At 29.7% G+C, this 17,657-nt stretch carries 23 protein-coding genes and 1 tRNA gene; 9 read left to right on the top strand and 15 right to left on the bottom strand.

The window, feature by feature from the left end; translation table 11 throughout:
• Positions 1 to 158: 158 nt before the first annotated feature.
• Genes TMEL_RS06475 through TMEL_RS06465 form a run of 3 tightly spaced genes read left to right on the top strand, consistent with a single transcriptional unit; the run spans position 159 to position 3,951 of the window.
• Positions 159 to 1,562, top strand: a complete 1,404-nt coding sequence (locus TMEL_RS06475; protein WP_012057465.1) for a hypothetical protein — start codon at positions 159 to 161, stop codon at positions 1,560 to 1,562.
• Entirely contained in the window at positions 1,559 to 2,668 is a 1,110-nt protein-coding gene (locus TMEL_RS06470) for a type IV pilus secretin PilQ (protein WP_012057464.1), read from the top strand. The genes TMEL_RS06475 and TMEL_RS06470 overlap by 4 nt, the downstream gene beginning before the upstream one ends.
• The gene (locus TMEL_RS06465; protein ID WP_012057463.1) at positions 2,665 to 3,951 is read left to right on the top strand and encodes a secretin and TonB N-terminal domain-containing protein; all 1,287 of its coding nucleotides are present in this window, start codon (positions 2,665 to 2,667) and stop codon (positions 3,949 to 3,951) included. Before TMEL_RS06470 ends, TMEL_RS06465 begins: the two co-directional genes overlap by 4 nt.
• A 22-nt stretch (positions 3,952 to 3,973) precedes the next feature.
• Here TMEL_RS06465 and TMEL_RS10315 read toward each other — a convergent pair whose 3' ends face one another.
• From TMEL_RS10315 to TMEL_RS06460, 3 genes are all read right to left on the bottom strand, one after another.
• On the bottom strand, positions 3,974 to 4,126 hold the full coding sequence (locus TMEL_RS10315) for a hypothetical protein (protein WP_155760992.1): 153 nt from the start codon (positions 4,124 to 4,126) through the stop codon (positions 3,974 to 3,976).
• 1 nt (position 4,127) lies between these two features.
• Positions 4,128 to 4,304 carry a hypothetical protein gene (locus tag TMEL_RS10310; protein WP_155760991.1) on the bottom strand — a complete coding sequence of 59 codons (177 nt, stop codon included), beginning with the start codon at positions 4,302 to 4,304 and terminating at the stop codon, positions 4,128 to 4,130.
• Positions 4,305 to 4,376: 72 nt separating this feature from the next.
• Complete coding sequence (locus TMEL_RS06460; RefSeq protein WP_041426054.1) at positions 4,377 to 4,817, bottom strand: hypothetical protein; 441 nt, start codon at positions 4,815 to 4,817, stop codon at positions 4,377 to 4,379.
• A 158-nt stretch (positions 4,818 to 4,975) separates the two neighbouring features.
• Between TMEL_RS06460 and TMEL_RS06455 the strand changes: the two genes are divergently transcribed.
• The 3 genes from TMEL_RS06455 to TMEL_RS06450 all read left to right on the top strand — a co-directional run bounded on the left by TMEL_RS06455 (position 4,976) and on the right by TMEL_RS06450 (position 6,040).
• Complete coding sequence (locus TMEL_RS06455) at positions 4,976 to 5,410, top strand: hypothetical protein (protein WP_231109725.1); 435 nt, start codon at positions 4,976 to 4,978, stop codon at positions 5,408 to 5,410.
• Between the two features lie 165 nt (positions 5,411 to 5,575).
• The gene (locus tag TMEL_RS10685; protein WP_012057462.1) at positions 5,576 to 5,707 is read left to right on the top strand and encodes a hypothetical protein; all 132 of its coding nucleotides are present in this window, start codon (positions 5,576 to 5,578) and stop codon (positions 5,705 to 5,707) included.
• Entirely contained in the window at positions 5,708 to 6,040 is a 333-nt protein-coding gene (locus tag TMEL_RS06450) for an immunoglobulin domain-containing protein (RefSeq protein ID WP_012057461.1), read from the top strand.
• 134 nt (positions 6,041 to 6,174) lie between these two features.
• Here the strand turns inward: TMEL_RS06450 and TMEL_RS10545 are convergent, their stop codons facing one another.
• From TMEL_RS10545 to TMEL_RS06445, 3 genes are all read right to left on the bottom strand, one after another.
• Positions 6,175 to 6,312, bottom strand: coding sequence for a hypothetical protein (locus TMEL_RS10545; protein WP_219335464.1), 138 nt, complete (start codon positions 6,310 to 6,312; stop codon positions 6,175 to 6,177).
• A gap of 249 nt (positions 6,313 to 6,561) precedes the next feature.
• Positions 6,562 to 6,711: a hypothetical protein gene (locus tag TMEL_RS10305; protein ID WP_155760990.1), complete on the bottom strand. Its 150-nt coding sequence runs from the start codon at positions 6,709 to 6,711 to the stop codon at positions 6,562 to 6,564.
• Positions 6,712 to 6,810: 99 nt separating this feature from the next.
• The gene (locus TMEL_RS06445) at positions 6,811 to 7,653 is read right to left on the bottom strand and encodes a transcriptional regulator (RefSeq protein ID WP_012057460.1); all 843 of its coding nucleotides are present in this window, start codon (positions 7,651 to 7,653) and stop codon (positions 6,811 to 6,813) included.
• Positions 7,654 to 7,809: 156 nt separating this feature from the next.
• Here TMEL_RS06445 and TMEL_RS06440 point away from each other — a divergent pair, with 156 nt between their 5' ends.
• Together TMEL_RS06440 and TMEL_RS06435 are read left to right on the top strand one after the other, a co-directional pair.
• The gene (locus tag TMEL_RS06440; protein ID WP_012057459.1) at positions 7,810 to 8,388 is read left to right on the top strand and encodes a hypothetical protein; all 579 of its coding nucleotides are present in this window, start codon (positions 7,810 to 7,812) and stop codon (positions 8,386 to 8,388) included.
• 22 nt (positions 8,389 to 8,410) lie between these two features.
• Positions 8,411 to 8,869 carry a hypothetical protein gene (locus tag TMEL_RS06435; protein ID WP_012057458.1) on the top strand — a complete coding sequence of 153 codons (459 nt, stop codon included), beginning with the start codon at positions 8,411 to 8,413 and terminating at the stop codon, positions 8,867 to 8,869.
• A 341-nt stretch (positions 8,870 to 9,210) separates the two neighbouring features.
• Here the strand turns inward: TMEL_RS06435 and TMEL_RS06430 are convergent.
• The 3 genes from TMEL_RS06430 to TMEL_RS06420 all read right to left on the bottom strand — a co-directional run bounded on the left by TMEL_RS06430 (position 9,211) and on the right by TMEL_RS06420 (position 10,562).
• Positions 9,211 to 9,287, bottom strand: a tRNA-Pro gene (locus TMEL_RS06430).
• Between the two features lie 23 nt (positions 9,288 to 9,310).
• Positions 9,311 to 10,195, bottom strand: coding sequence for a cation diffusion facilitator family transporter (locus TMEL_RS06425; protein WP_012057457.1), 885 nt, complete (start codon positions 10,193 to 10,195; stop codon positions 9,311 to 9,313).
• Complete coding sequence (locus TMEL_RS06420) at positions 10,182 to 10,562, bottom strand: ArsR/SmtB family transcription factor (protein ID WP_238375204.1); 381 nt, start codon at positions 10,560 to 10,562, stop codon at positions 10,182 to 10,184. Before TMEL_RS06420 ends, TMEL_RS06425 begins: the two co-directional genes overlap by 14 nt.
• A gap of 56 nt (positions 10,563 to 10,618) precedes the next feature.
• Between TMEL_RS06420 and purB the strand changes: the two genes are divergently transcribed.
• Complete coding sequence (gene purB, locus TMEL_RS06415) at positions 10,619 to 11,902, top strand: adenylosuccinate lyase (RefSeq protein ID WP_012057455.1); 1,284 nt, start codon at positions 10,619 to 10,621, stop codon at positions 11,900 to 11,902.
• Positions 11,903 to 11,912: 10 nt separating this feature from the next.
• Here purB and TMEL_RS06410 read toward each other — a convergent pair whose 3' ends face one another.
• From TMEL_RS06410 to TMEL_RS06385, 6 genes are all read right to left on the bottom strand, one after another.
• Complete coding sequence (locus tag TMEL_RS06410) at positions 11,913 to 13,103, bottom strand: pyridoxal phosphate-dependent aminotransferase (protein WP_012057454.1); 1,191 nt, start codon at positions 13,101 to 13,103, stop codon at positions 11,913 to 11,915.
• 3 nt (positions 13,104 to 13,106) lie between these two features.
• Positions 13,107 to 13,700: an IMPACT family protein gene (locus TMEL_RS06405; RefSeq protein WP_012057453.1), complete on the bottom strand. Its 594-nt coding sequence runs from the start codon at positions 13,698 to 13,700 to the stop codon at positions 13,107 to 13,109.
• Entirely contained in the window at positions 13,697 to 14,251 is a 555-nt protein-coding gene (gene yfcE / locus TMEL_RS06400) for a phosphodiesterase (protein ID WP_012057452.1), read from the bottom strand. The genes TMEL_RS06405 and yfcE overlap by 4 nt, the downstream gene beginning before the upstream one ends.
• A gap of 98 nt (positions 14,252 to 14,349) precedes the next feature.
• A complete protein-coding gene (locus tag TMEL_RS06395; RefSeq protein WP_049750435.1) occupies positions 14,350 to 15,225 on the bottom strand; it encodes a pseudouridine-5'-phosphate glycosidase in 876 nt (291 codons plus the stop codon).
• Between the two features lie 14 nt (positions 15,226 to 15,239).
• Complete coding sequence (locus TMEL_RS06390; RefSeq protein ID WP_012057450.1) at positions 15,240 to 15,992, bottom strand: protease complex subunit PrcB family protein; 753 nt, start codon at positions 15,990 to 15,992, stop codon at positions 15,240 to 15,242.
• Positions 15,993 to 16,034: 42 nt separating this feature from the next.
• The gene (locus TMEL_RS06385) at positions 16,035 to 17,654 is read right to left on the bottom strand and encodes a phosphoenolpyruvate carboxykinase (ATP) (RefSeq protein WP_041426050.1); all 1,620 of its coding nucleotides are present in this window, start codon (positions 17,652 to 17,654) and stop codon (positions 16,035 to 16,037) included.
• Between the last annotated feature and the right edge of the window lie 3 nt (positions 17,655 to 17,657).

Raw genomic sequence — 17,657 nt, 5'->3', positions numbered from 1 at the left:
ATTAGATTTGCTAACATTATTATATCACGCATTAATCTCTTATTAATCTCTTTAAATTTTTTCTATAATTTTTTATTATAAATATGATTTAAAATTCGTAATAAAATGAATTTTTTATTATATAATAATAAAAGAACAAAAAATTGGAGGGAAAACTTATGAAAAAGGTGGCTTTATTAATTTTCATTTTTATATTTTCAATTATTAACTTTACTATTACTATCTATCCACTCGTAAACAGAATAAACATCACACCCAATCTTGATAATACAGAAATTACAATTCAAGTAGCAAATCAATCACCTGTAGCTGCAGAAGTCATAATAGAACTTTCGGATTTTATAATCGAAGGTACAAATTATTTATATGATACAAAAGATGAGTACAAATATAGCATCAAAAATTGGATTACATTGGAATCCACAGAACTAACATTGCAACCTGGTAAGGTTATAGATTATCCTATAAAAATAAATATACCAAACAACTTTGACGGAGCTCAAGCTTTTGGTGCAATACATTTTAAACAAAAAGGTGAAAAAAGAGGTATGTTTGAAACTGTTTTTGATTACATCTCTTTAATTATTCTTGATTTCCCAAAATCAAAAATAATGAGACCTAGAATAAAAGATTTAAAAGTTTACGACCTAACAGCAGATGCTTCTAAATCTCTTATTCAAAAATATGGAAACTTTGGAAGTGTTATTGAAATAGCAATCGAAAATGAAGGCAATGCTGTTCTCGCACTAAATGGAGAAATACGTTTAATATCAAGAGCAATAAATAGGATTATTACATCCATTCCCATATCAAATTCTGACTTTATAGTTTTTCCAGAAAGAACGGTAAAGTTTGAATATTTTGTACCTTATATATTTCCAAATGGGACATTTGAAGCTCAAATAGATGGTGTTTCACAAGGCCTTAGAGTAACTGCTTCATCTAAAATGAAAATTGAAAAATACAAGAACAGTAAAAACGCATTACTTATTAATCCTGAATTAATACTGCTAAATATAGATTCAAAAATAAAAAACGCAAAAGTTATTTTCCAAAACCTATCACCAAATTCGTATGAGATAAGTTTATCTACTAAAAACAAAGCTATGGAAATATTCCCTAAAAAACTCCGATTATCACCCTATTCAAAAATAAACGGATTTATAAAATTTGACAGTAGAGAAACAACTTTGAATGATGGGGATAACATTTTTGAGTTTAAATCAAATAACGAAAATGCAATTCTATTTAACCGACCAAAAGTCATTTTAAGATACGGAAATTTAATAACTGATTGTACTTCAGAAATTACCAATGTAGCTACCGATACTTTTACAATAAATATCAAAAATACGGGAAACACAATATTAATAACTAAAATAATTAGAAAAACTGGATTGCAAACAACTGATTTAACAGATGAATTCTTAATCTTTCCTAAAGAGGAAAAAGGCATAAAATTAGATTTTGCTTTTAATGATATTGTTAAAAATAGTACGTTTATTCTTTTTAAACCATACGGAAATGATAAATTCACAAATACAAAAGAAATTGGGAGATGAGATCAGTGAAAAAAATACTTTTAATAATCGTTTTAGTTTCAGTATTATCATTTAGTGTTGATGTGTATTTTTATCAAACTGACATCAGAGATGCACTAAGCCAATTTGCAATGCAAGAAGGTATAACTATAATATACAGTCCTTCTCTAACAGGGTTTATAACAATTGAACTATATAACACAACAATAGAAAAAGCACTTGATTACATGTTGTTGCCTTTAGGATATTATTGGAAAAAAATAGATAATATCTATTTTGTTGGAACTGCCAATCCTAACGATCCAAATTTTTCCCTAATTTCAAACAAGTACATTATAAAATTATCTTATGTTACCTTTGAAAATGTTTCTAACGCACTACCAAATGTTTTAAAAAACTACATATATCCAACTGCTTCCAAAAATGAATTACTAATAAATGCTCCACCAAAAATTGCATCACAAATTGCTGAAATAATAAATCTAATAGATAAAAAATCTCACATTGCAGAAATAAAAATTAAACTGTATGAAATTGACGAAGAAGATCTTAGAAAATTTGGAGTAGAATTTTCATCCAACGATGAAACAACTACTCTAAAGGTAAGTTATAACAACAACGCCTTACAACTTTCCTTAGACCTTATGGATACAAATCTTTTTGCAATTATATCCGCATTAATAAGCTCTGGAAAAGCAAAAATCTTAACGAATGGAACTATTTTTCTTAAGGCAAATGAAAGTGCTAAAATTTCTGCATATACAACAATTGACTTTACATTATCTAATGATAAAGTAATAGAAAAAAAACTTCTAAATGAAATAGAAATAAGCGGAACAGTTTTTGTTGATCATGTTTCATTAAATCTAACTGCTAGAGCGGAAGCACTTTCCCCTAGCAATAAGACAATAGGATTAACATTCTCAAATTCACTTGATCTAAAGTATAATAAACATTACTATATAGCTGGGTTATCGTTTGAAACGACAAATAATATTGAAAGCGGTATACCTGGATTAAAAGATTTACCTATAATAGGAAATTTATTTAAAACTAATGAAATAAAAAATAATAAGAAAATCATTATAATATCTTTAGAAGCTAAATGGGCAGGTGATATGAAATGAAAAAAATACTTATTATATTTTTAATTCTACTTTCATCTTTGTATTTATCAGTAGATATATACTTTCAAAACGAAGATATAAAAGATGTATTGATAAAACTTGGTCAAATGTATAACAAAACTATTATATTTCCAAATGATATTAACGGCATAGTTAATGTTGAGTTATATAACGTAAATCTGGAAACTGCATTAAAAATAATACTATCAAATTTTGATTATTATTATGAAAAAAAGGATAATATTTACATTGTAATTTCGCCGAAAATGATTGAATATTTTAAATCACATGTATATTATCCTTTAAACAGGTCCTCAGAAGAAATAATAAAATACATAAACATTCCAAATATTTATACTACACCGGAAAGCATAATTGTCTATTGTCCAGACTCAAAGTGGAATTATTACAAAAAACAATTAAAAATGTTGGATAGCAAAGCGGAAAACTTAACAATTTCCTATATAGTTTATTATCTTACAAATGAAGAAATTGAAAAATTCAATTTAAATGATAATATATACTCTATTGTAAATTCAAAAGCTTTATTTATAACAAATTCCAGCGGTTTCTTTACCGGAAACAACATAAATTTTGAATCAACGGGTCATATAAACATAAAAGCAACAACTAACGAAAAGGAAATAAATTTTTCAATAACTAAGGATAAAGATGGAGTTAACTTCCAAATTCCATTTAAAGAAGGAGAATACAAAAATATATTAAATGGAAAATTCGGAAAATTTATTGTCCTAATAACAACAAAAAAGTTAAAACCTATAGAAAACTACATACTAACTAAAAATACTTCCAACAAAATCTCAATTACATATCAAAGTTCACAAACTTTTTCGCTATCAATATCATTTAACGAGCTTGAAACATTTTTAATTTACAAAAATGATGAATATTACTTAGGCACAAATTTTAACTTAAATAAAAACTTTACAATAGGAGCGTATACAAATATTTCAACTGTTGACAAACTTTACTTTTTGTTACAAGATACACTTAATTTAAATCCGTTTTATCTAAAACTAATTGCAAATTCAAATTTTGAATTTTCCAACATAAATTTTGATAGTATATTAAATAACCTACTCTTAAAAGCAGGGCTAGGTATTGAATTTAACTTTGAAAATCTGAAAACAAATTTCAGTACGTACATTGATTCAAACAAACTTCTCTCTTTTGAAATACTTTTAAAGTTTCTAAATTTCGAATCAAAATTTTCCATAGACTCCAAATCCAATTTCGGAACAGGAATAGGTATATCATGGTAAAAAGCTCCCCACCTGGGGAGTTTTATTTTATTACAGAAAATTTTTTTATTTTTATTCCTTGTGATTTTAACCTCTCAATAAATTTTCTTACAGATTCCTCTTTATTTTCATTACTTTCCATCAATATTTGATATAACTTGTCCGTCTCCTTATAAACAATATCTCCCTTTCTCAAATTAAACAACAACTCTTTTTTCAACTAATTCTAATATCACCTTTGTATACCTTGGATTTCTCAAACTTTTATCCCTTCCATACAAAAAATCAAATAATTCCTTGTTAACATAACTCTTATATAAAAACTCTAATTTTTTTACAAAATCTATTAACTCGTTTGTTTTTTTCAATATCATTACACAAGTTTACAACTTTTCTCAATATATCAACCCTTCGTTGAAAATTTTTTTCCAATTTCAGAGCAGTTGTTAATACTTCAAAAAAATCTCTTCGTAATATTTTCTATAACTTTCAGCCCATAAAGAATCAGTTTCTAATAAAAACGGACCTTTATATATTTTTAAAATCTCATCTAATAAATTTAAATCATTTGTTTCAAAAAATTTATTAGCTATACTTTCAAATAGTTCAGTATCTATATCTAACTTTCCTTCTAAAATAACTCTTACATTTCTAATTCTTAACCTTACAGAATAATTTTTTAACTTTTTATTTATTTTCGAAAAATAAACTGCTATATCTTTTTTTAGAGGTTTATTGTCATTTTCAAACCACACATTATTTATTAAATTCTCAACATTAATGTAATTTCTTTTTATTACTGAATAAATAAATATTTCTATTTTGTTTTTCGTAAAATCAGTATAATTTTTCTCAATGCTAAATCCACCAAAAGTCTTTATATACATAACTACCACCCCTATTTCCTTTCTAAAGAATATTTTACCATTTAATTACAATTTAAATATATTTTTTACTAATTTCTTTATTGGTTTTTAAATTATTTTTTAAAAATTTTATTACCATAATAATGGAACTGGAAGCTACGAAAGAAAGGAGGTGAATTTTGAGAAAAAAACTTGTTATAATCATACTTTTTTCTGTCTTACTTATTTCTTATGCTCAAACAACTTCTGTTCACAAATCCGGTAACGATTGGACAAACTTTACTTTATCTAATGACATCGATGTAAGAGTCTACCAATGGTTCGATATTACATGGAATTCTACACCTCTCAATATCCGAGATAAAGAAACTTATGTACAATACGTTGATAATGGTTTCAAATTTCTTGAAATAAACTATAATTCAAATTCCGAACTAAAAGTATCAGTAGATTTCCCTTATGGTACGTTCAAAAACAGTTTTGGGAAAGCTCTGGAAAATATTGTAATTTTTTTCTTTGTAAAATCTGACATCTCTACTAATGAAAACAGTTATTTTCAAGCAAGTTATTCTTTAGACAAGCTAATACTTATGGGGTTTTTGATTCACCTGTAGATCTACCACAATCTAAAAATGGTTGTATTCTATTTACTTTAAACACGCTAACATCCGATCCTGGATATTTAGAAACACCTGCTGGAGTTTATTGTCTGCCTGTAATTATTAATTTTCAACCAACAGTAACTTTTTAAAAATTTTTAATTTAAGGAGGGAATTTTTATGAAAAAGTTATTGGTTGTATTGTTAAGTTTACTCGCATTAATTACTTTAGCAGAACCAACTGAAGTTCATGTCGCAAACAGTGAAAGCTATAGAATAAGTACTGACATTACTGTTAACGTTTATCAATGAATGGACATCACTTATGAATGGAAACTCAATAGCTTTGATATTTTTGATTACAAAGGACCATTTACTAAAATTGATTTACTTTCATTTAAATTAGATTCAAATGCTGATGTTAATATTGATTTATTTGTAGATTCTGGGCTTTTAGCTGAAAAAGTTTCTGGAGAAATTAAAATAACAAAAGATGGTAATCCAATCACATTCGCTCCACAATTACAAATTGAAGATGGGACATATAATATAAGTTACATAATTAACAGTGTAGATCCAGATTTACCAGCTGGAGAATACATAGTCAGTATTGTACTTACCTTCATTCCAACAATTGAATTCTAAGAACAAAACCTCTTTGCTATTTTGGACTTCCCCCGAAAGTGAAACGGATAAAAAAAATAACTATACACTTTTCAAACAGCATGGTTTCGGTATTCCACCGGAGCCATGTTTTTTAATCTTGCCTGGTTCTTTCTTTATTGTAGAATCGTATATATTCTTCTATTGGCTTGATGACTGAAAAAACTTTCTGCTGGTCCATTATCTTGTGGTACACCTTTTCTTGACATGCTTTGGATTATTCCTTTTTCTTTTAACATCTTTGCTGTCAACATATGTGTGTATTGAAATCCTCTATCTGTATGTAATATACCTCCTTTTCTATATTTCCCACTTTTTAACCATCTCTTTATTGTATTATCTACTAGTTACAAATTATTATTTTTACCTATTGAATATTCTATTATTTCATTATTATACAAACCCCATTTTCCATCAATTGTTTTTACTTAGGTTATATCACTTACAAACTTTTCAAACGGTCTTTTGCTTTTAAATCTTTTTGAGCTTATTATCTATTTTTTCTATATTAATCCAAAGACAAACTCTATCTGGTGGAATACCAAAAAGAAAAGCAATAATTTTTCAGGAAGATTTTCTTCAATGAAAAGTTTAATAACCTGATATTTTAACTCAGAAGAATACTTTTTGAATTTTTGCCATTTCTTTGCCAATGAAAAACACCTCCAAAAGTATTTATATTTTATCACTTCCGGAGGTGTTTTTTTATGTGTCTCATTTATTGGGTTCAGTGCATCTAGCAGAGAAATTTTTTAATTAACTATACCTATATATTTTATCTTTACTCCCATATTAACTAACCTATAACTAAACTTTTTTATATCAGTATTTACATCATTTCCACTTGTCTCAAGTAAAATATAATAAATCTTATCACTTTCTTTATAAATTACATCTCCTCTTCTTATTTTAAATAAAAGTTCATTTGCTTCTTTTAATTTCAAAATCAATTTTATGTATCTTGAATGTCTTAGATTCTTATCTTTTTCATATAAATAATCAAATATATCTCTGTTTACATAGCTTTGATATGAAAACTCTATTTTTCTAACAAAATTTAAAATATCATTCACTTTTTCTAAATCAAGACACAAATTCACCAAATTACCTAAAATTTTCAACCTTCTTGATGCATTGTTTTCTACTTTTATCATTACCAACATCATTTCAAAAAACAATTCCTCAAAATATTCCCTGTAATTTTCTACCCAAACAGAATCTATACCACCTAAAAATGGACCTTTGTACAGTTCTAAAATCTTATCAAACAATTTTAAATTATCATTTAGAAAATCCCGAGAGTTTTTTTCAAAAAGCTTCGTATCTAACTCTACTTTTCCTTCAACTATAACTTTTCCGTTTTTTATCCTTAGCCTTACAAAAAACTCATTAATCTTTTTGTTAATTTTTGAAAAATACGTTCCCACATCATTCCTGCTTGGTTGAATAAATCCTGCCCATACGTTCTCAATTAAATTTTCAATTGTAGCATATGGATTTTTAATTATAGAATATACCAACAATTCTATTTCTTTTTTTGATAAAGTAATAAACTTTCCATTAATTTTAAAATCTCCAAATGTTTGTATGTACATTCTTCACCTCCAAAATTATTATAACATATAAATATAAAATTGAATAATAAATATATTTTTTTTGATTGGAAATATTATTCAACTTCTGTATTTTTGCAGTTTCTTTATTCTATTATATTTATGTTGTCCCAAATATAAGTGAAAGGAGGGGGAGAAGTGAAAATTAAATTCATTGCTACATTATTGTTATTATTTTTCACATTATCATTTGCCACATCCAACACAACCATACATGCTTCAGGATGCAGCTGGGAAAGTTTGGAATTATCAAATGAAATAAATATACGTGTTCACCAATGGTTAGACCTCACATGGGATGCAACACCGTTTGTAATTTGCGACAAAGAAACAAATGAATTGTACTATGATGATGGTTTTGTCTTGTTATCCGTTGGCTATGATTCCAACGCAAGTTTAAACATAAGCATTGACTTTCCTGATCCAAGATTTAGAAATGAGCTTGGTGATATTCTGGAAAATATCTCTATATACTTCTTTGTAAAGTCTTTTGACGCAATAAACGAAGAAAGCTATTTCCAATTTAACTATAACTTAGGAGACTTAACAAGGATGGGAACAGATACATCACTTCCCGTATGGCTTCCAGAAGCAATGAATGGTGTTATTCTTTTTACGCTAAACACTGTAACATCTGATCCCGGTAGTTTAGAAACACCTGCCGGAATTTATCACTTACCCGTAAGAATTGTTTTTTATCCTACAGTAACTTGGTAAAAAAATCTAAGGAGGGGAAATTATGAGAAAGATATTGGTAGGTTTATTAAGTTTATTTGCATTAGTTTTATTAGCAGAAAATGTACATGTACCAGGATGTGAATTTGAAAGTTATACAATTGACAGTTCCATAACAATTTACGTGCATCAATGGATGGATTTAGATTATGAATGGTTAATCTCTGAATTCGATATATGTGATTACGACCAGGAATTTGGAGAGGTTGGAGTATTAAACTTTACATTAGATTCAAACGCAGACGTTGCAGTTATACCTTATGCAGATTTTAATGGTTTAGATGCGTGGGTTGACGCAGATTTTATAGTTCTAAAAGATGGTGTACCATTTGCACCAACTTCACCAATTAGTGATGGTACATATAACATAAGTTTTCAAATTAACAGCGTGGATCCAGATCTTCCAGCCGGAGACTACACGGTCTATCTAAGCCTCACTTTCCAACCAACTGTTTCATTCTAAACAAATAAAAACCAAAAACTCTCTACCAATTGGTAGAGAGTTTTTTTGAATTAAACGTTCTAAATTATGAGATTTTTCATCTTAGACTTAGCTCCATCATTCTAGTGTAATTATTTTATAAAAAATGAAAAAATACTCAGAATATATATATGCTATTGTGCTTTTCTAACTTCACCACTAAAAAAGAAAAACACCCTTTGATAGTTGTTCACCACTTTTGGGGTGTTTTCACGTGAGCGGTTATGTAATTCAGCATACTTTTTCCCGAACCATTAACTAAAGTGTAACATTTCTAAATATCTTAAATGCCTAATCTAAAAACATCCCGTGGTTTACAATACTGGTCTGGGCGGTGGGACTTGAACCCACGGCCTCCAGATCCCGATTCTGGCGTTCTAGCCATCTGAACTACGCCCAGACATCGTTTTTATTTTAACATACCTATTGAATTTCAGCAATACAATTTTCCCCACAATTTATCTGTTCTAGTTGAATAGTTGAATGTCTAAAACCATGTTCTTTTAACGTCTCTTTTATTCTCCTTAAATAATCATCATAGTCTTTACCATCTACTGTCACATGCATTTCTAGATACAATTCAATCCCGTCCAAAGACCAAACGTGAATATGATGTACATCTTTCACAAATGAAAAGTTTTGTATAATTTTTTTTACTTTATCTAAATCCACCCCTTTGGGTATTCCTTGCATAACTACTCTAATTGACTCTTTTAAAATCTTTATCGATTCTATTATTATATAACCAGAAATTACAAATGTTATTATAGGATCCAATATCCATATATTGTAATAACTCATAACATGCCCTGTAATTATAATCCCCACAGATGAAAACATATCACTTAGTATATGCAAAAAGGCTGATTTTAAATTCAAGTTTTCTTTACTATGTGATGATAATAAAATTGCTGTTAAAAGATTCCCTACTAATCCCACATATGCAACTATTAGCATAATCGAAGTATTTATTTGAACTGGACTTAAAATTTTCTTTATCCCTTCTAAAATCAAAGAAAAAGAAATCGAAAGTAAAACAGTTATATTTATAACTGAAGCAACAAGTTCTGCTCTTTTATACCCATATGTATATTTATTATCAACTGGCTTTTTAGAAATTTTCCTTGCAAAGTAACTTATGAGCAAAGCTCCTGTATCACTTAAGTTATGTAAAGCATCTGAGATTAGTGCTAAACTTCCAGACACAATTCCTCCAATTATTTCCGAAGCAGTAATTAAAAAATTAAAAATAACTGAAAATATTAATTTTCTTTCAACTACATCATGATGGTGTTCATGACTGTGCATCCTCAATCCCTCCAAACTCTTTTAAATGTTCCATTGCATACTTTATTATAATTTCAACATGTTCATCATAAAGTCTGTAATACACATTTCTCCCAATTTTTCTATACCTTACAAGATTAGCCTGCCTTAAAATTCTTAATTGGTGTGAAATATTAGATTGAGTAACACCTATTTGTCTTTGTAATTCAGATACATTTTGTTCTTTTTCAAAAAGTAAAACTAAAATTTTTAACCTTGTTTGATCACTTAAAATTTTAAAAAACTCAGATAATTCATATATCACTTTTTCATCTCCTCTATATGAATAATTGTACATGTATATTATATGATAAAATACAAATTTTGTAAAGTTTTCATTAAAAATCATACATAAAAATTTTTTAATGTTATACTTTGAATGTAAATAGAAAAGGGGGGTAAAGTATGGTAGAAAGATATGCGCTTGAACCATTAAAATCTTTATGGTCATTAAAAAAACAATATGAAAGATGGTTAGAAGTTGAACTTGCCGTTATTCGAGCGTACGAAGAACTTGGAATTGCACCAAAAGGAACTTTTGAAAAAGCTCAAAAAAATTCATACATTAACGTCGAAGAAATACTAGATGTTGAAAAAACGGTGGACCACGATGTAATTGCGTTTATAAAAGTTGCTACATCAAAAATGGGGGATGAATCAAGGTTCTTTCACTTTGGTCTCACATCATCTGATATTGTGGATACAGCAAATAGTCTTGCTTTAGTAAGAGCAACTAAAATTATATTAGATGAATTAAAATCCCTTTATAACATTTTAATAAAAAAAGCTAATGAATTTAAAGATCTACCCACAATTGGGAGAACCCATGGGGTTCATGCAGAACCTACATCTTTTGGATTAAAATTTTTATCTTGGGGTGCCGAAACAGAAAGAAATATAAAGAGGTTGGAATTCGCATTAGATGAAATTTCCATAGGAAAGCTCTCCGGCGCTGTGGGAAATTATGCAAATATTGATCCTAAAGTAGAGGAACTTGCGCTATCCTACCTTGGCCTAAAACCCACAAAAGTAGCAACACAAGTTATTCCAAGGGATATTCACGCACTACTAATTGAAATATTTGCACTAATTGCAAGTGGTATAGAAAGAATTGCAATTGAAATAAGGCATCTACAAAAAACTGAAACTTTAGAAGTACAGGAACCGTTCAAAAAAGGACAAAGGGGTTCATCTGCTATGCCACATAAAAAAAATCCCATTTTGTGTGAAAGACTAACTGGTATGTCCAGGGTTATTAGAAGTTACATAAATGCAGCACTTGAAAATGTTCCTTTGTGGCACGAAAGAGATATTTCGCATTCTTCAGTTGAACGTTATATGTTCCCTGATGTTACAATGACATTGTACTATATGATTTCAAAAACAAAGTATTTAATCGAAAACTTATTCATTTTTAAAGAAAATGTAGAAAAAAACATTGATATTACAAAAGGATTGGTGTATTCTCAAAGAGTGTTGCTAAAATTAGTTGAAAAAGGACTCACAAGGGAAGAGGCATATAAAAGAGTACAAAAGATAGCGCTTCAATGTTGGAAAAATAAAAAATCTTTCAAGGAAGAAGTAAAAAAAGAATTTAACCTTTTAGAAAGTGAGATAAATGAAATCTTTAATTCAAATTACTACCTAAGAAATATTAACTATATATTCGATAAATTTAAATCCAAGTAACCCGCACGGGTTACTTGGATTTGTTATATTCCTCAACGGCTTTTGCTATAATCAATATAGCATCCCTTAATTTTTCTGCGTTTAAAACGTACGCAATTCTTATTTCACTTTTACCCAAACCCGGTGTTGCATAAAAACCCGATAAAGGTGCTACCATAGTTGTTTTGCCATTTATTTCAAAGTTAGAAAGCATCCATTTTATAAATTCTTCAGAATCAACAACAGGCAACTTTGCGGCTAAATAAAATGCACCTTGTGGTTTTTTTACAACTACATCTTGTATCTTGCTAATTTCCTCAAAAGCTACATCTCTTCTAATTTTGTATTCTTCTATTACTTTTTTCATGTATTCCTCATCTGCTTCCAAAAGACCAAGTGCACCATATTGAGTTGTCTCTGCAGGACAAAGCCTTGCTTGTGCAAATTTCAAAGCTGCACTGTAAAATTCTTTATTTTTAGTAACAAACGTTCCAATCCTTGCACCACATGCACTATATCTTTTTGACAAACTATCTACAATAATCAACTGATTTCTGATATCTTCAAATTCAAACATAGAAAGTGCTTTTGACCCGTCAAACGTAAACTCCCTGTATACTTCATCAGAAATTATCGTTAAGTTATATTCTTTTGCAAACTTTGCAACAACTTCAAGCTCTTCTTTAGTATATACTACCCCCGTTGGATTTGAAGGATTTGAAAATAAAATCGCCTTGGTTTTTGGTGAAACAACCTTTTTAAATTCACCATAACTTGGCATTCTATATCCTTCTTCTGGTGTTGTGGTCACGGGAACAAGTTTTACGTTCAAATACGCTGCAAACCCAGCATAATTTGCATAAAATGGCTCAATTACAATTACCTCATCTCCTGGGTCACAAATCACACCAAGTGCAAACATTATAGCTTCGCTTCCACCATTGGTTACCATTATTTCATCTGGTTGAACATCTATGTTCCAAGATTTGTAATACTCCGAAAACTTCTCCCTAAGTTCTAAAATACCTTGCGAATGTGTATACGCAACAACTTCATTCTTGTACTTTTCAATATACTCATAAAATTGCTTTGGAGTTTCAATATCAGGTTGTCCTATGTTTAAGTGATAAACATGGATACCTCTTTTCTTTGCATCATCGGCATACGGAACTAGCCTTCTAATTGGACTTGCAGGAACAATATTTGCTCTTTTTGATAACATTGGTCATTCCTCCTTAAAAAGAATTTTCTTTTTTTCCACTATTTCATACCCCTCAAGTTCCTGGTTACCTTTTATTGTAATGTATGCAAAATTTCCTTTGTATTCCGTATTAATTATTTCAAAATTTAGATAATGTAATTCTTGCATAGCCTTTCCATACACTTCATAGGGTACCTTTAACTTATACACCTCTACTGGTATAAGTTTTACAATCTTTATACCTTTCAATGTTTCTTCCACAATACTAGAATAAGCATCAATAAGTCCTCTAACGCCAAGTTTTACACCTCCAAAGTACCTAGTAACAACTACTGCAACATTTAACAAATCAAATTTCTTCAATGCTCCCAATATAGGTCTTCCTGCAGTTCCAGATGGTTCACCATTGTCAGAAGAAAACTCAATTATTTGTTTATTTTCCATTACCCTATAGGCAGGACAATTATGAGTTGCATCATTATATTTCTTCGAAATTTCTCTTATAAAACTTTTTGCTTCTTTTACACTTTCAACGTGTGAAAATGTTGCAATAAACTGTGACCTTTTTATATTCTTTTTCCCTTCATATATTCCAAATATTGTTTTGTACCCATTCATAGGGTCTTCTTAAGCACCTCTTTCCCCTCTAAATCAAAAATTGTAAGTGTAACTTTATCATCTATATCAATAATCATATATGTCTTTGGAAATCCCCTTTTAGGAAGTGAAAGACTTCCCGGATTTGCAACTACAACTCCTTCTATTTCCTCAATTTTTGGAATATGTGTATGTCCATGTAAAACTATTTTTACATCATGTTTTTTGGCAAAAGCTATTAAATCAAATCCATCATCTTCAATAACTTCTCCATGAAAAAAATAAACGGGCAAATTTCCAAAATACTCAATTATCTGCTTTGGCATTTCTTGTATATTTAAAACTTTCAAATCTACATCTGCGTCACAATTGCCCCTTACGTAATTTACATTTGTCTTCTTCAATTCCTCTGCCAAATTCTTTGGATCATAACCATCCGGTAATGGATTTCTAGGACCATGGTATAAAATATCTCCTAAATGAAAAACTTCATCTACACTATCTACTATATTTTTAATCTTCTCCCAATTTTTCAATGAACCGTGTGTATCAGAAATTACTAAAATTCTCACAATTCCACCCCTTCTTTAATATAACAGAAAAAAACTTTAAGGTCATAGTTATAAAATCTTGGAAAACAACACTTAATAACTCTTAACTTTAAAATATTTTATTTTTTTAAACTTTGCGCTATTTTACAAGCAAGTTCAACATTATTTTCAAGAAGCTTTATATTCGATTTCAAAGTCCTTCCATTTGATAATTCAACCAGTCTTTTCAACAGATAAGGGGTCACTTCTTTTCCCTTTACACCTTCCATCTCCTTTTCAATGATCTCTAAATATTTTTCCACTTCTTCACCGCTTATTTCAAATTCTTTTGGTATTGGATTTGCAACCAAAATAGCACTTTTTATTCCCAATTTTCTCTTTTGTACAAATATATCTGCAATCTTTTCTTCACTATCTACCCTATAAATCTTTTCTTTCGATAACCCATTGTAAAACATTGGAAAATATTCTGTTTTATACCCCACTGTTAAAATCTGAAACGTCTCCAAAAATTCCAATGTTTTCTTTACATCTAAAATTGATTTACCCCCTGCAGAAACAACTATTATACTTGTTTCAGCCAATTCCAGTATGTCTTGTGAAACATCCCAGGGACCTCTATGTACTCCTCCTATTCCACCAGTTGCAAATACTTCGATACCAGCTAAATTTGCTATTCTTGCAGTTGAACTAACAGTGGTAGCCGCAGATTTTTTCAGAGCAACTGCATATGGAAGTTCTCTTGTACCAACTTTTATTGGATCATCTTCCACAAGTTCAATAACTTCTTCTTTCGATAATCCAACTTTAACCTTTCCCTTTAAAACTCCAACAGTTGCAGGAATACACCCATTACTATATACAATCTCTTCTAATCTACTAAAAACCTCTAAATTTTCCGGATAGGGAAGTCCATGTGCAATAACTGTACTTTCCAATGCAACAACGGGATTATTTTTGTCTATAGCGCTCCTTATCCTTTCTGAGATTTCTATAATAATTACACCTCCTATTTTACCTCAATGTTTTTTAAAAACCTTTCTATGTTTTCTCCTTTCCTCACAAAAACCTTTATAGTATATTTTCCCCTTTTCAATTTACCCAATTTTAGATTATATGATGGAATTGTAAAAGCTTGGGTTACCATATCACCTTTTCCAGGACTTTTTAAATTCAAATTAATTATAATTTCATTTTCTTTTATTTCGTAACTTTCTAGCTCCAATGAATAACCTCCTGTCTTGCGCAACCCCATAGAAATAACAACATATATTTCATCATCTTGAGAGAAAATATCTTTTTGGATAAACTTTTTTTCAAATATACCTGTATAGATACCCATTTCATTAAATCTCGGCATAACAATATCACCTATCTCCGCTTTTAGCATTTTTTGATCAATTTCGTATTTATCCAATACAACTTTTGAATCAGATGGGCAAATTAACATAAATGTTGGAATAACAGAATAATTTCCCTTTCTTTCGTTACCAATCTCCACTAAAAAGCTACTTAAACTACTTATTATTTTTACGTTGGTTTTTCCTATGAAATTGTTAGGTGTAAAATACCATCCCTTAATCACATATCCCTTTTGCACACCATCATCAAATAGTTTAAAGTAATATATAGTATTACTTTTTGTTCCAATAACTTCAAACAAATCATCTGGCAATACTTTATCCACTTTAAATATCATAACCCCACTTGAAAAAGCTACAGAAACAAGAAATAAAAACAAAAAAATAATTTTCTTTTTCATAATATCACCTCCAAAAAAGATTATATCACAAAAAAGGGCTGCCTAAAGCAGCCCTATAATACCATCTATTGCCGTTAAAACTTCCTTCGGCAATTCATCCCTTGTTCCTACCTTTGATAAAACAAAATCCTTTCTCTTTAAAAATGATTGTTTCAAAGAAAGAAGATATGTTTTATCTTGCATGTCAGGAACAAAATCATCTAAATCTGCATAATAAAAACCATCGAACCATTTAATCCAATTTATTTTATCTTCGACTACCTTTTCAACAAGCTTTATTGTAAGCCGTTTTGGAACTTTTTTATCCAAAAAATACCCCGTATTTAAAATATAACATGCTACACCTTTTTCAAATAACAACTTGAACTTATAATAATCCTCGCTTAATAGATACGTTCTAAACGGATTAGCATATGGTTCAAAAACCAAAGCACTTGGATCAACACTACTATCAAGTTTCTCTGCAGATGTTCTTTTTGTCGTTAAAAGTGCTCCCATAGATGAGGCAACGCTCGGAGACTCAACCTTCACAATTGGTGGTAAAATTGGATCTTTCATCAACCAAAATATGGCATCAATTGGGCTTTTAATTCGATCAACTCTATTTGGAGACCACAATTTTGACTTTATAGCTCTTCCATTACCGTTTCTTAAATCCTCCATAACTGGAACAATATTACCATTTTCATCTTTTGTTGCACCACAGTTTTGTATAGTTAACAAATATTTATTATCATCAAAGATAGATGGGTAATCCGCTGTTTTATCAAAATATGAAGGTTCTAGAGCCACAGATGACAAATCTTCGGTAGATATTATAAACGCATCATCATGTAAAACGGTAACTTCATAATCTGAATGCTTTGCATGGGTTAAAGTTGACTTTCCAGAACCAGACAATCCGAAAAATGCAGCCACAAAGTCTACTTTACTATTTTTTAACCTCTTTAATCCTCCGTGACAAGAAACAAAATTATTTCTATTTGCAATGCTCCAAGCAAGTGTCAAAGTTCCTTTTTTTAACTCTCCAAAATATCTCATCCCAAGAATAGCTGCACAATTATGCTCTGGATCAAAAATTGCAAGACCTAATGGATAATCTGGATGTGTCCAATCTGGATCAACAAACACATATATATCTCCTTCACTATATTCTTTCGATTCACTGTACATCTTTTCGTACTCTGGAGATGGATATTGAAAATTCAAAATCCAATTGTACAACAAGTTTTCATGACCCTCAGGAATCAAAATATGATTTTTTACCATAAACTCTTTTGAAAGGCCAGAAAAAGAAATACCATGGTACATCTTTCTATACCTTGTCCTATACACAGCCTCCCTAACAATCTCAAGATATTTCTTATCATCAGCTGTTCCCAAAATTCTTCTTCCCGCCGCATACCTCCCTGTAACTGCACCATCATTAAAAAGTAAAATTCTTGTTTCTTTATCAAGTCCTAACATTTCAGGTTTATAAACTTCCCAACTTGTAACAATTGTTCCAGGTGAACTTTCGGCAAGTTTATATGCCTCTTTTGGAGATGTAACAAGCTCTACGTTATTTCTGTAAAAGGCAGTTTCCACCGTCATCCGCATGGGTGAAAAGATAGGATTGGTTTTAGAAATTTCCTCAATTTTAAAATATTCTTTAGTTGCCATCAT

Origin of the sequence: Thermosipho melanesiensis BI429 (genome assembly GCF_000016905.1) — a bacterium.
Taxonomy (GTDB): domain Bacteria; phylum Thermotogota; class Thermotogae; order Thermotogales; family Fervidobacteriaceae; genus Thermosipho; species Thermosipho melanesiensis.
The sequence above is the reverse complement of the archived record's forward strand: the minus strand, read 5'-3'. Positions and strand labels throughout refer to the sequence as shown.